14 protein-coding genes and 2 riboswitches are annotated in these 13,867 nt (G+C 41.1%); of the genes, 13 read left to right on the forward strand and 1 reads right to left on the reverse strand.

Going from position 1 to position 13,867, the window contains the following annotated elements:
* Positions 1-150 precede the first annotated feature (150 nt).
* The 9 genes from thiM to thiE (HT699_RS08515) all read left to right on the forward strand — a co-directional run bounded on the left by thiM (position 151) and on the right by thiE (HT699_RS08515) (position 7,285).
* The gene (thiM, locus tag HT699_RS08475; protein ID WP_054388061.1) at positions 151-933 is read left to right on the forward strand and encodes a hydroxyethylthiazole kinase; all 783 of its coding nucleotides are present in this window, start codon (positions 151-153) and stop codon (positions 931-933) included.
* A 1-nt stretch (position 934) separates the two neighbouring features.
* Positions 935-1,564, forward strand: a complete 630-nt coding sequence (thiE, locus tag HT699_RS08480; protein ID WP_054388062.1) for a thiamine phosphate synthase — start codon at positions 935-937, stop codon at positions 1,562-1,564.
* 115 nt (positions 1,565-1,679) lie between these two features.
* Positions 1,680-1,768, forward strand: a riboswitch (TPP riboswitch).
* 260 nt (positions 1,769-2,028) lie between these two features.
* Entirely contained in the window at positions 2,029-2,589 is a 561-nt protein-coding gene (locus HT699_RS08485; RefSeq protein ID WP_054388063.1) for an ECF transporter S component, read from the forward strand.
* Positions 2,590-3,975, forward strand: coding sequence for an ABC transporter ATP-binding protein (locus HT699_RS08490; RefSeq protein WP_172934264.1), 1,386 nt, complete (start codon positions 2,590-2,592; stop codon positions 3,973-3,975).
* A gap of 1 nt (position 3,976) precedes the next feature.
* A complete protein-coding gene (locus HT699_RS08495) occupies positions 3,977-4,627 on the forward strand; it encodes an energy-coupling factor transporter transmembrane component T (protein WP_023935775.1) in 651 nt (216 codons plus the stop codon).
* A gap of 10 nt (positions 4,628-4,637) precedes the next feature.
* On the forward strand, positions 4,638-5,327 hold the full coding sequence (gene tenA / locus HT699_RS08500) for a thiaminase II (RefSeq protein WP_023935777.1): 690 nt from the start codon (positions 4,638-4,640) through the stop codon (positions 5,325-5,327).
* Positions 5,328-5,332: 5 nt separating this feature from the next.
* Positions 5,333-5,857 carry an energy coupling factor transporter S component ThiW gene (thiW, locus tag HT699_RS08505; RefSeq protein ID WP_001225551.1) on the forward strand — a complete coding sequence of 175 codons (525 nt, stop codon included), beginning with the start codon at positions 5,333-5,335 and terminating at the stop codon, positions 5,855-5,857.
* Positions 5,857-6,660, forward strand: a complete 804-nt coding sequence (locus HT699_RS08510; RefSeq protein ID WP_101514669.1) for a hydroxyethylthiazole kinase — start codon at positions 5,857-5,859, stop codon at positions 6,658-6,660. The genes thiW and HT699_RS08510 overlap by 1 nt, the downstream gene beginning before the upstream one ends.
* On the forward strand, positions 6,653-7,285 hold the full coding sequence (thiE, locus tag HT699_RS08515; RefSeq protein ID WP_023935781.1) for a thiamine phosphate synthase: 633 nt from the start codon (positions 6,653-6,655) through the stop codon (positions 7,283-7,285). Before HT699_RS08510 ends, thiE (HT699_RS08515) begins: the two co-directional genes overlap by 8 nt.
* A gap of 163 nt (positions 7,286-7,448) precedes the next feature.
* On the opposite strand, the gene thiD is transcribed toward thiE (HT699_RS08515), so the two are convergent.
* Positions 7,449-8,240, reverse strand: coding sequence for a bifunctional hydroxymethylpyrimidine kinase/phosphomethylpyrimidine kinase (thiD, locus tag HT699_RS08520; RefSeq protein WP_000221735.1), 792 nt, complete (start codon positions 8,238-8,240; stop codon positions 7,449-7,451).
* 83 nt (positions 8,241-8,323) lie between these two features.
* Positions 8,324-8,421, reverse strand: a riboswitch (TPP riboswitch).
* Positions 8,422-8,604: 183 nt separating this feature from the next.
* On the opposite strand from thiD, the gene HT699_RS08525 reads away from it, so the two are divergent.
* The 4 genes from HT699_RS08525 to spxB all read left to right on the forward strand — a co-directional run bounded on the left by HT699_RS08525 (position 8,605) and on the right by spxB (position 13,616).
* Positions 8,605-9,000, forward strand: a complete 396-nt coding sequence (locus tag HT699_RS08525) for a CopY/TcrY family copper transport repressor (protein WP_054388069.1) — start codon at positions 8,605-8,607, stop codon at positions 8,998-9,000.
* 10 nt (positions 9,001-9,010) lie between these two features.
* Positions 9,011-9,382, forward strand: a complete 372-nt coding sequence (locus HT699_RS08530) for a cupredoxin domain-containing protein (RefSeq protein ID WP_000935054.1) — start codon at positions 9,011-9,013, stop codon at positions 9,380-9,382.
* A 9-nt stretch (positions 9,383-9,391) separates the two neighbouring features.
* Complete coding sequence (locus tag HT699_RS08535) at positions 9,392-11,635, forward strand: heavy metal translocating P-type ATPase (RefSeq protein WP_138706379.1); 2,244 nt, start codon at positions 9,392-9,394, stop codon at positions 11,633-11,635.
* Between the two features lie 205 nt (positions 11,636-11,840).
* Positions 11,841-13,616 (forward strand): pyruvate oxidase, encoded by a 1,776-nt coding sequence (spxB, locus tag HT699_RS08540; protein WP_172934265.1) that lies wholly within the window; start codon positions 11,841-11,843, stop codon positions 13,614-13,616.
* The last annotated feature ends 251 nt before the right edge of the window (positions 13,617-13,867 follow it).

Consider the following 13,867-nt stretch of genomic DNA (forward strand, 5'->3'; position numbering starts at 1 on the left):
TGCTTTGAGCAACCTGCGGTTAGCTTCCTAGTTTGTTCTTTGATTTTCATTGAGTATAAATCATTCAATGTAACTGAAAAATTTCTTAACGAAAGATAGAGATAAACCGAAATCAGTAGATCGTATAAAGTGAAAAGGAAGGAATTCAATATGACAAGTTTAAAATTATTAAAAGAAAAAGCACCATTGGTCATTTGCATCACCAATGATGTGGTAAAAAATTTCACAGCAAATGGATTAGTAGCACTAGGTGCATCACCAGCTATGAGCGAGTACCCAGCAGACTTAGAAGATCTATTAAAATATGCTGGAGGATTATTGATTAACATTGGGACTTTAACGGATGATAATTGGAAATTATACCAAGCTGCTCTGAAAATTGCAGAGAAATATAATGTCCCAGCAGTTTTAGATCCTGTAGCCTGTGGAGCAGGAGAATATAGAAAAAAAGTAGCAGATGATCTAATCAACAATTACAAACTAGCTGCGATTAGGGGGAATGCTGGCGAGATTGCTTCTTTAGTAGGGATAAATGTGGTATCTAAAGGAGTAGATAGTGCTGGTGTGGATAATATTGATGAGATTGCTCTAGCAGCCAACGCTAAGTTTCATATTCCAATAGTAGTGACTGGAGAAGTTGATGCGATTGCTGTTAATGGAGAAGTGGTAACGATTCATAATGGTAGTGCCATGATGCCAAAAGTCATTGGGACAGGATGCTTATTAGGAGCTGTAGTAGCAAGCTTTATCGGACTAGAAAAAGGTCAAGAATTGAAATCATTAGAAACAGCAATGTTAGTTTACAATATCGCTGGAGAAATGGCAGAAAAACGTCCAAATGGACATCTTCCTGGGACATTTAAAGTTGAATTTATAAATGCCTTATACGAGATTACAGATGAAGATGTAAAGGAATTCAAAAGAGTGAAGTAAGATGTTTCATAAAGAATTACTAAAACTATATTTTATTTGTGGAACGACTACTTGCCAAGGAAAAAATCTATATACAGTCGTTGAGGAAGCCTTAAAAGGTGGTATAACCTTATTTCAATTTCGAGAAAAAGGTGAGGGTGCTTTAGAAGGCTTAGAAAAACTTGAGCTAGCTATCCAAATTAAAGAACTTTGTAAAAAATACAATGTTCCATTTATCGTTAATGACGATATAGATTTAGCAATGGAAATTGACGCCGATGGCGTACATGTAGGTCAAGATGATATTGGTGTTGATGAAATTAGAAAATTGATGCCAGATAAAATAATTGGTCTTTCTATAAGAAACGAAGAAGAATTTCAACAATCAAAAGTTGAATATGTAGATTATGTAGGTGTTGGGCCTGTATTTGATACCCAGTCAAAAGATGATGCTGGTGGTGCTATAGGTTATGAAGGTCTTGAATTGATGAGAAAACTATTGCCACAAATGCCTTTAGTTGCAATTGGTGGGATACAAACGAAACATATTAAAGACATTATAAAGGCCAATATGGATGGCGTTTCAATCATTTCGGCAATATCGTATGCAAAAAATATAGAAAAAACTGTTCGGGAAATGAGTGAACAATAGGTATCTATCTAACCCAAGAAAGATCTGCTGTCTTTGTGAGTGCAAGGCTGTATTTCCAGTTTAATTTCTTGAACTAGTATAAAATGTGTGTTATAATAATCACATAATTAAATAATAAAGGCATTTGGGGTGCTTTAGGCTGAGATGATACCCATTGAACCTGATACAGTTAAGACTGGCGAAGGGAAATGTGAAATGTTTTTTTCGTATGTCGAAAAGAACTGTCTAATCTTGTAAGCTGAACTCTAATTCGTATCTGTAATTAGAGTTTTTTCTTTTACGAAACTGGATGAAGATGATATAGTAGATTGAAATAAGATGCGAACAAATCAATTAGAAAATTCAAATTAATTTCTAGAAATATTTTAGCATTCTTGTGTACTGTTCTAAATTCAATCTGCTATACAAAGTATTTAGGTCGGTCTTCTTGAGTGCCCCACTTTTCTTTAAAAAAGGAGTTTTTTATGTTGAAAAAATGGCAGTTAAAAGATGTTATCTTGCTTGCTTTCTTGTCTATCTTTTTTGGTGGGGTTTTCGTTGGTTCAGGATATGTGTATAATATTCTCAGTCTACTCTTAACACCTCTTGGTTTGCAGGCCTTTGCCAATGAAATCCTCTTCGGTCTCTGGTGTATGGCTGCGCCCATTGCTGCCATCTTTGTTCCGAGAGTCGGAAGTGCAACGATTGGAGAAGTGCTAGCTGCGCTTGCTGAAGTCCTTTATGGTAGCCAATTTGGTCTAGGAGCTCTTTTGTCTGGCTTGGTTCAAGGTTTGGGAAGTGAATTTGGTTTTATCGTAACTAAGAATCGCTATGGAAGTTGGCTCTCTCTAACTGCTAATAGTATTGGGATTACGCTTGTTAGCTTTGTCTATGAATACATTAAGTTAGGTTACTACGCCTTTTCCCTTCCGTTTGTCCTTTCCTTACTTGTGGTACGTTTTATTTCTGTTTATTTCTTCTGTACCATCTTGGTTCGTGCCATTGTCAAACTCTATCATCAGTTTGCAACTGGAGGAAAAGCATAGATGGGTCTGGAATTACGGGAGATTCAGTCCCCAATTTTTTCGGAACCGATTGATTTTACTTTTTATGGGCAAGCCTTTACCTTGTTGGTTGGGAGCAGTGGTTCTGGAAAATCCAGCCTCTTTCAAGTTATTGCCCAAGTTAGTTCTCTTCCCTATAGCGGTCAAGTACTGATAGATGGGAGCGAAGTCAGTCAGCTTTCTATCATCGAACGTGTCCAGACGGTTGGTATTCTCTTGCAAAATCCCAATCATCAATTTACCATGGAGAACTTGTTTGAGGAGCTGATTTTCACCTTGGAGAATATCGGCTATCACCTTCAGGAAATTGATTCTAAAATAGCAGAGGTTGTCCAGCAATGTCGTTGCGAGGCAATCTTACACCGTCCCATTCATCACCTATCAGGTGGGGAAAAGCAAAAAGCAGCGCTGGCTGTCATTTTTGCCATGAATCCTAGGGTCTATCTCTTGGATGAGCCCTTCGCTTCCATTGACCGTAAGAGCAGAATCGAGATATTGGAGATTCTAAAAGAGTTGGCTCTTGATGGGAAGACAGTCATCCTGTGCGACCATGATTTATCAGACTATGAAGCCTATATCGACCATATGGTGGAGCTAAGAGACGGACAACTAAGGGAAGTGTTTCAAATCCCTTCCTCTGAGATGATACAGGTTGCTTCAAAGAAAGTTGCTTCTAGCCCGGAATTGTTACATATGGATCGAATGACTTGTGAGCTGGATAAGCGCTCCCTCTTTTCGATTATTGATTTCAGATTTTACCAAGGAATTTCCTGTATCCTGGGTGACAATGGTGTCGGGAAATCAACCCTCTTTCGGTCTATTCTTCAATTTCAAAAGTATAAGGGACGCATTACCTGGAAGGGGACAGTCCTGAAAAAGAAAAAGAGTTTGTACCGTGAACTGACGAGTATTGTTCAGGAAGCTGAGAAGCAGTTTATCCGAGTCAGTCTGCGAGAGGAACTTCAATTAGATGGACCTGATTCTGAAAGAAATCAGCGTATTCTTCAAGCCTTACGATATTTTGATTTGGAGCAGTCACTCGATAAGAGTCCCTATCAATTAAGTGGTGGCCAGCAAAAAATTCTTCAGCTCTTGACCATCTTGACCAGTAAGGCTTCAGTGATTTTGCTAGATGAACCTTTTGCAGGTTTGGATGATAGAGCCTGCCATTATTTCTGTCAGTGGATTGTGGAGGAGAGGAATCAAGGAAGAAGTTTTTTGATCATTAGCCATCGTTTAGATCCTTTGATCTCTGTGGTTGATTATTGGATTGAGATGACTAGTCAGGGTCTCAGTCATGTGAAAGAAGTGACCATTGCCAAACCACTCACATCTCAGAGTAGCAATACTCAAGGGGAGGTGAGATAGTATGGTCAAAGTAGCAACCCAGACACCGATTATCAGTCTCTTCTTGCTGATTTTATCCTTGGAAACATCTTTCATTCCTTCGATTGCTCTGAATCTCTCGGTAGTCGCATTTTGTATTCTCTTTATGCTCTATTACCGGCGATTTAAAGTATTGGCTTGGATGATTCTACTTGCTATTTTGCCATCCTTTGCCAACTACTGGGCAGTTCAGTTACATGGGGATGCTTCGCAGGCAGTCATACTTGGAACGAGGGCCTTCGTGACTGTTTGTATTGGTCTTGTCTTTGTTTCCTCTATTGCCCTAAAAGAGCTTCTCTTGTACTTGGCTCAAAAGGGGTTATCACGTTCTTGGGCCTATGCCTTGATTGTGGTATTCAATTCCTTCCCCCTTATTCAGCAAGAAATCAAGTCTCTCAAAGAAGCTTGCCTATTACGTGGTCAAGAACTGCATTTTTGGTCGCCCTTGATTTACAGTAAGGTTCTGATGACAGTCTTTAGGTGGCGCCATCTTTACCTGAGATCTCTGTCTGCTCATGGATATGACGAACATGTACAGTTGAAGAATAGCTATCGGACTTTTTATATTCCTAAAAGGACAATATTCATCTACCTGCTGTTCTTTTTATTGCTTCAAACCAGTCTATTTTTATAAAGGAGTTATTATGGAATTTACAGATATTGCGATGGAATTATCCAAGGAAGCTTGGCAGGCTTCCTTTCATCATCCCTTTATTTTACAATTACAAGAGGGGAATTTAGAACCTGCCATTTTCCGCTATTACCTGATTCAGGATGCCTACTATCTGAAGGCCTTCTCAGAAATCTATCATCTTTTGGCTGATAAGACTTCAAACCAAGAGATGAAAAGACTCTTGAAACAAAATGCTCAGGGTTTAGTGGAGGGTGAGTTATTTATTCGCCAACAATTTTTCAAGGAATTGGAAATCAGCGACCAGGAAATGGAGCAACATCCAATCGCTCCCACCTGCTATCATTACATTTCTCACATTTATCGGCAATTTGCAGAGCCAAACTTGGGCATTGCCTTTGCAAGTTTGCTACCTTGTCCTTGGTTATACCATGATATAGGCAAATCACTTAATCTTAAACCATCACCAAATCCTCTCTACCAACAATGGATTGAAACTTATATTACGGATGAGTTAGAGCAACAGATCAGAGAGGAGGGAGCGCTGGTCAATCAACTCTATCGCGAAAGTGATGAGACAGACAAGAAAAAAATGCTAGATGCCTTCCACATCAGTGTTCATATGGAAGCCAAGTTTTGGGAAATGGCCTACCAACACCAGACATGGAAGAGCGATTTACAGTCTTTAGAAAAAGGAGAATAATAAACATGAGAAAGCACCAATTACAAGTTCACAAATTAACCATTTTATCTATGATGATTGCCCTTGATGTAGTCCTTACACCTATCTTTCGGATTGAGGGAATGGCACCGATGTCCAGTGTAGTCAATATTCTAGCAGGAATCATGATGGGACCTGTTTATGCCTTGGCTATGGCTACAGTGACAGCTTTTATCCGTATGACAACTCAAGGGATTCCACCTTTAGCTCTTACAGGAGCAACTTTTGGAGCCCTCCTGGCAGGTCTCTTTTATAAGTATGGTCGAAAATTTCATTATTCCGCTCTAGGAGAGATTGTGGGAACAGGTATTATTGGTTCTATTGTTTCCTATCCTGTTATGGTACTCTTTACAGGATCGGCTGCTAAGCTTAGCTGGTTTATCTACACTCCTCGATTTTTCGGAGCAACCTTGATTGGTACAGCGATTTCCTTTATTGCTTTTCGATTTTTAATCAAGCAGGAATTCTTTAAAAAAGTGCAGGGATATTTCTTTGGTGAAAGGATAGAATGATGCAGGAATTGATAAATCCTTTTCCTCTGGAAACGAGTTCTCTTATTCACTGTATGACCAATGAGATTTCTTGTGAGATGCTGGCAAATGGGATTTTGGCTCTGGGATGCAAACCTGTCATGGCAGATGATCCCCGTGAGGTTCTTGATTTTACTAAGCAAAGTCAGGCTCTCTTCATCAATTTGGGGCATTTGTCAGCTGAGAAGGAAAAAGCAATCCGCATGGCAGCCTCGTATGCAGCTCAAGTTTCTCTTCCAATGGTAGTAGATGCGGTTGGCGTAACGGCTTCCTCTATTCGTAAGAGCTTAGTTAAAGACCTTTTAGACCATAGACCTACGGTCCTTAAAGGAAATATGTCGGAAATCCGAAGTCTTGTTGGCTTAAAACACCACGGCGTTGGGGTCGATGCGAGTGCTAAAGATCAAGAAACGGAGGATTTACTTCAAGTCTTGAAAGACTGGTGTCAGACCTATTCAGGTATGTCATTCTTAGTCACAGGCCCCAAGGACCTTATCGTTTCGAAGAATCAGGTCGCTGTATTGGAGAATGGCTGTGCAGAATTAGACTGGATAACAGGAACAGGAGATTTGGTTGGAGCCTTGACAGCCGTTTTTCTCAGCCAAGGAAAGACTGGTTTTGAAGCTTCTTGCTTAGCAGTCTCTTATCTTAATATCGCTGCTGAGAGAATAGTTGTTCCAGGAATGGGATTGCAAGAATTTCGTTACCAAGTACTCAATCAGCTTTCGCTTCTAAAAAGAGATGAAAATTGGCTAGATGCCATCAAAGGAGAGGTTTATGAATAGAGAAGCACTTAGACTATATCTGGTAACCAATAGCTATCAAGATTCCGTGGAAAGCTTTCTTGCAAAAGTTGAGACGGCCTGCCGTTCAGGGGTTACCATAGTCCAATTGCGAGAAAAAAATCTCACAACCCATCAATATTATCAACTGGCAAAACAAGTCAAGGAAATAACAGATGCTTATCAGGTACCCTTGATAATCGATGATCGGTTGGATGTTTGTCTTGCGGTTGATGCAGCAGGTCTGCATATCGGAGATGATGAATTACCGGTTTCGGTAGCTCGCAAAGTCTTGGGTTCTGAAAAAATCCTCGGTGTCACCGCTAAAACGGTTAAAAGAGCTCTGGAAGCGGAGAAATCAGGTGCAGATTACTTGGGGACAGGAGCCATTTTCCCAACCACCACCAAGGAAAATGCGCCCATTACTCTGATATCGACCTTGAAAACAATTTGCCAAACGGTCGCCATTCCAGTAGTTGCTATTGGCGGCTTGACATCAGAGAATATTGATCAGCTTATGGACACGGGTATAGCTGGTGTAGCTGTAGTGCGTGATTTGATGCAGGCAGAAGATATTGAGGCAAAAACGCAAGCCTTTTTAACAAAGTTGCATGACATTATTTCCTAACTAATACTCAATGAAAATCAAAGAGTAAACTAGAAAGCTAGCCGCAGGTTGCTCAAAGCCCTGCCTTGAGGTTTCAGATAGAAGCTGACGTAGTTTGAAGAGATTTTCGAAGAGTATAAAAACTCTCTAATTCCCTTAAAGTGGGAACTAGAGAGTTTTTTTCTTAATCTTTAAAACTTGTATGGTTGACTGGGCCAGAACCATGACCGAGTTGAGGGGCGTCTTGGATGGCTTTCGTGATAAAGGCCTTGGCCTTATCAACTGCCTGGTAAAGGCTCTTTCCCTTGGCTAGTTCAGCCGTAATCACTGCAGCAAATGTACATCCAGTACCATGGGTGTGACAGGTTTGAATTCGTGGGCTTTCCCAGACAAATTGATCATCCTTGGTAAAGAGGAAATCTTTAGCACCACCTTCGAGATGGCCACCTTTGATGACCACAGACTGAGGACCAAATTCTTTTAAAATCAGGCGACCAGCACGCTGCATGTCTTCGGGGTCATGGATTGAAAAACCAACAATCTCTTCTGCCTCAGGAAGATTTGGCGTGATAATGGTTGCAAGGGGAAGCAGGTTTGTTTTGAGATAGTCTCTAGCAACTGAGTCGATCAAGGCATCTCCGCTAGTCGCTACCATAACTGGATCTAAAACATAGGGACAATCCAGCTTTTTAAGATAGGGCTGGATGATTTCCATGATTTCGGTAGTTGCCAACATCCCAGTTTTTACAGCCTGAGGTGGAATATCAGAAAAGACACTGTCCAATTGGGCTTTCAACATTTGAGGAGAAACGTGCTCGATCAATTGAACACCTCTGGTATTTTGAGCGACAAGACTGGTTACAACAGCCATTCCATAGACATCTCTAGCTTGGAACGACTTTAAGTCAGCCATAATGCCAGCACCACCACTAGGGTCAGTACCTGCAATGGTCAAAGCAACGGGTAAATAAGTCATCTAAAACCTCCCAACCAACTGAAGTTTGTATTCTTAAGAACAAGCTAATCTGTTTCAGGAAGGCAATAGAAGACTGCTAGTCCCCATTATCATTTCCACTTCCATCAGCTAGCATTACCTAGATTGAGTCAAAGGGTCTAACAGTCGTTAATCTCAGCTTTACGCACCCCTAGTGGTTGTTTTCTTTTTTCTTTAGTATAGCATATTTTTATTGTTTATATAGTAATATTTGACTGCAAATCGTTTTTCAAATGATTAAAATCCTATTTTTCAAATAAAATATTGATTTCATAATTGACAAATGTAGACTTTAGGAGTATACTAAGAAACATAATTGACAAATGTAGATTTTGGAGGTGTGATGATGCAGATTTCAGATGCAGAATGGCAGGTCATGAAGATTATTTGGATGCAGGGGGAGCAGACCAGTACGGATTTGATCAGGGTTCTGGCGGAGCGGTTCGAATGGTCCAAGTCAACCATTCAAACTCTTTTGGCTCGTCTGGTTGAGAAAGAGTGTTTGACTCGGAAAAAAGAAGGCAAGTCCTTTGTCTATTCAGCCCTTTTAACTTTGGATCAAAGTCGGGATTTACTTGTCCAAGATATCAAGGACAAGGTTTGTTCCCGTAGGATTAAGAACTTGTTGGCTGATTTGATTACTGAATGTGATTTTACTCAGGCTGACTTAGAAGACTTGGAAGCTGTGATTTCTGAGAAGAAATCAAACGCTGTGACAGAAGTAAAATGTAATTGTATGTAAAGGAGACGTCATGTTAAATAGTATTGTAACCATTATTTGTATTGCCCTTATCGCGTTTATCTTGTTTTGGTTTTTCAAAAAGCCTGAAAAATCTGGACAAAAGGCCCAGCAAAAAAAGGGCTACCAAGAGATTCGAGTGGAAGTCATGGGAGGCTATACGCCTGAGTTGATTATTCTCAAGAAATCAGTGCCAGCCCGCATTGTCTTTGACCGCAAGGATCCTTCACCATGTCTGGATCAAATTGTTTTTCCAGATTTTGGTGTACATGCGGACCTACCTATGGGGGAAGAGTATATAGTGGAAATCACGCCTGAGCAGGCTGGAGAGTATGGTTTCTCTTGTGGCATGAATATGATGCACGGTAAGATGATTGTAGAATAGGAGAATGATATGACTGAAATTGTAAAAGCAAGTCTTGAAAATGGTGTTCAAAAAATCCGTATCACGGCAGACAAAGGCTATCATCCAGCCCATATTCAGCTTCAAAAGGGAATTCCAGCTGAGATTACCTTTCATCGTGTGACTCCTTCAAACTGTTATAAGGAAATTCTTTTTGAGGAAGAAGGCATCTTGGAACCAATCGGCGTAGATGAGGAGAAAGTCATTCGTTTTACCCCTCAAGAATTAGGCCAACATGAATTTTCTTGTGGTATGAAGATGCAAAAAGGAAGCTATACAGTGGTTGAGAAGACTCGAAAATCTCTATCACTTTTACAGCGTTTTTGGATTACCAGTATCTTTACTGTGCCTCTTGTGATTCTCATGATTGGGATGTCGACAGGAGGAATTAGTCACCAAGTCCTGCGTTGGGGAACCTTTTTAGCCACAACACCGATTATGCTAGTAGCAGGTGGGCCTTATATCCAAAGTGCTTGGGCTAGTTTTAAAAAGCACAATGCCAACATGGATACCTTGGTTGCTCTGGGAACCCTAGTGGCCTATGGTTATAGCCTAGTTGCCCTCTTCGCTGGCCTCCCCGTTTACTTTGAAAGTGCTGCATTTATCTTCTTCTTCGTTCTTATGGGAGCCGTTTTTGAGGAGAAAATGCGGAAAAATACTTCCCAAGCTGTGGAGAAATTGCTGGACTTGCAGGCTAAAACAGCAGAAGTCTTGCGTGAGGAAAGCTATGTTCAAGTCCCTTTGGAGCAAGTCAAGGTAGGTGACCTGATTCGAGTGCGTCCCGGTGAAAAGATTGCGGTTGATGGTGTCGTAGTAGAAGGTGTCTCTAGTATTGATGAGTCTATGGTGACAGGTGAGAGTCTGCCTGTGGACAAGACAGTTGGAGATACTGTCATTGGCTCAACCATCAATAATAGTGGAACACTTGTTTTTAGAGCAGAAAAAGTCGGTTCAGAGACTGTTTTGGCTCAGATTGTGGATTTTGTGAAGAAAGCTCAGACAAGTCGTGCGCCGATTCAGGACTTGACGGATAAAATTTCAGGGATTTTTGTCCCAGCAGTTGTCATTTTAGGGATTGTGACCTTTTGGGTTTGGTTCGTCTTGCTCAGGGATAGTGTAGTTGTGCTTGGGTCGAGCTTTGTGTCTTCGCTTCTCTATGGAGTAGCAGTTCTGATTATTGCCTGCCCTTGTGCATTGGGACTTGCAACACCGACAGCCCTTATGGTGGGGACAGGTCGCAGTGCCAAGATGGGAGTTCTCCTCAAAAATGGAACGGTTCTACAGGAAATCCAGAAAGTTCAAACTATCGTCTTTGATAAGACCGGGACTTTGACGGAAGGGAAACCTGTGGTCACAGATATCATCGGCGACGAAGTAGAAGTGCTTGGATTGGCAGCTTCCTTGGAAGAAGCTTCTCAACACCCACTGGCTGAGGCTATAGTCAAGCGAGCGACTGAAGCTGGATTTGAGCTTCACACTGTTGAAAATTTCCAAGCCTTGCACGGAAAAGGTGTCTCAGGGCAAATCAATGGAAAACAAGTTTTGCTTGGAAATGCTAAAATGCTGGATGGCATGAACATTTCTAGCACTTATCAAGATAAACTAGAAGAACTAGAAAAAGAAGCTAAGACAGTTGTGTTCTTGGCTGTTGACAATGAAATCAAAGGCTTGCTTGCACTACAAGATATTCCCAAGGAAAATGCCAAGCTAGCCATCAGTCAGTTGAAAAAGCGTGGCCTTAAAACAGTCATGCTGACAGGAGATAATGCAGGTGTGGCGCGTGCTATTGCCGATCAGATCGGAATCGAAGAGGTCATTGCAGGTGTCTTGCCAGAAGAAAAAGCCCATGAAATCCATAAACTACAAGCGGCTGGCAAAGTAGCCTTTGTTGGGGATGGTATCAATGACGCTCCTGCCCTTAGTGTAGCAGATGTGGGGATTGCTATGGGAGCTGGAACAGATATCGCCATCGAGTCGGCAGATTTAGTGTTGACAACCAATAACCTCCTAGGAGTGGTTCGTGCCTTTGACATGAGTAAGAAAACTTTTAATCGAATTCTGCTCAATCTTTTCTGGGCCTTTATCTACAATGTCGTTGGAATTCCGATAGCAGCAGGAGTCTTTTCAGGTGTTGGACTGGCCCTCAACCCAGAACTGGCAGGTCTAGCCATGGCCTTTAGTTCAGTATCTGTTCTGACCAGTTCCCTTCTGCTAAATTTTAGTAAAATAGACTAAAAGTAATGACTAGATTCCTTTGTTATAAAACAGGAATGATAGCACTTTCAAAACTGTATTAGAATAGAAAGTAGAGAGTTTTGAGCAGATTTTTAGAAAAGTCAACATAAATATGATATAGTGGAATAGTAAAAATTTGGAGAACGTTTCCAATTCTATGTAATCGTATTCTCCAAGTCTAAAAAATTGAAGGAGAGTTATCACTATGACTCAAGGAAAAATTACTGCATCTGCAGCAATGCTTAACGTATTGAAAACATGGGGCGTAGATACAATCTACGGTATCCCATCAGGAACACTCAGCTCATTGATGGACGCTTTGGCTGAAGACAAAGATATCCGCTTCTTGCAAGTTCGCCATGAAGAGACAGGTTCTCTTGCAGCGGTTATGCAAGCTAAATTCGGTGGCTCAATCGGGGTTGCAGTTGGTTCAGGTGGTCCAGGTGCGACTCACTTGATTAACGGTGTTTACGATGCAGCTATGGATAACACTCCATTCCTAGCAATCCTTGGATCACGTCCAGTTAATGAATTGAACATGGATGCTTTCCAAGAATTGAACCAAAACCCAATGTACAACGGTATCGCTGTATACAACAAACGCGTAGCTTACGCTGAGCAATTACCAAAAGTAATCGACGAAGCTTGCCGTGCTGCAGTCTCTAAAAAAGGTCCAGCTGTTGTTGAAATCCCAGTAAACTTTGGTTTCCAAGAAATCGACGAAAACTCATACTATGGATCAGGTTCATACGAGCGTTCATTTATCGCTCCTGCTTTGAACAAAGTTGAAATCGACAAAGCTGTTGAAATCTTGAACAATGCTGAACGTCCAGTTATCTATGCTGGTTACGGTGGTGTTAAAGCTGGTGAAGTGATCACTGAATTGTCACGTAAAATCAAAGCACCAATTATCACAACTGGTAAAAACTTTGAAGCTTTCGAATGGAACTATGAAGGTTTGACAGGTTCTGCTTACCGTGTTGGTTGGAAGCCAGCCAACGAAGTGGTCTTTGAAGCAGACACAGTTCTTTTCCTTGGTTCAAACTTCCCATTTGCTGAAGTTTACGAAGCATTCAAGAACACTGAAAAATTCATTCAAGTTGATATTGACCCTTACAAACTTGGTAAACGTCACGCCCTTGACGCTTCAATCCTTGGTGATGCAGGTCAAGCAGCCAAAGCAATCCTTGACAAAGTGAATCCAGTTGAATCTACTCCATGGTGGCGTGCAAACGTGAAGAACAACCAAAACTGGCGTGATTACATGAACAAACTCGAAGGTAAAACTGAGGGTGAATTGCAATTGTATCAAGTTTACAATGCAATCAACAAACATGCTGATCAAGACGCTATCTACTCAATCGACGTAGGTGACACTACTCAAACATCTACTCGTCACCTTCACATGACACCTAAGAACATGTGGCGTACATCTCCACTCTTTGCGACAATGGGTATTGCCCTTCCTGGTGGTATCGCTGCTAAGAAAGACAATCCAGATCGCCAAGTATGGAACATCATGGGTGACGGTGCATTCAACATGTGCTACCCAGACGTTATCACAAACGTTCAATACGACCTTCCAGTTATCAACGTTGTCTTCTCAAATGGTAAATATGCCTTCATCAAGGACAAATACGAAGACACAAACAAACACTTGTTTGGTTGTGACTTCTCTAATGCTGACTATGCGAAAATCGCTGAAGCGCAAGGTGCTGTAGGATTTACAGTTGACCGTATCGAAGACATCGATGCAGTTGTTGCAGAAGCTGTTAAACTCAACAAAGAAGGTAAAACTATTGTGATCGATGCTCGCATCACTCCACACCGTCCACTTCCAGTAGAAGTACTTGAATTGGATCCAAAACTTCACTCAGAAGAAGCTATCAAAGCCTTCAAGGAAAAATACGAAGCAGAAGAACTCGTACCATTCCGTCTCTTCTTGGAAGAAGAAGGGTTGCAATCACGCGCAATTAAATAATTCCTCTCGCCGAAAATCAAATATGAAACTTGTAGACTTTATTCTTTGATTTTCATAGAGCGGAACTTTAAAAGATCGGAGCAATCCGGTCTTTTTATTATAAAGAAATTGCATATAATACTCATATGCTTTCAAAAAGCATTCTAGTCCATCTCCGATTAACGATGGACTTTATCACCTCCTTCTCCAGTCCTTGTATAACATCTTGAAGTTGATTCATGATATCTTCCAATATGGGCATCAACAGCTCC

The sequence above is a fragment of the Streptococcus sp. 1055 genome, from assembly GCF_013276815.1.
Lineage (GTDB): Bacteria > Bacillota > Bacilli > Lactobacillales > Streptococcaceae > Streptococcus > Streptococcus pseudopneumoniae.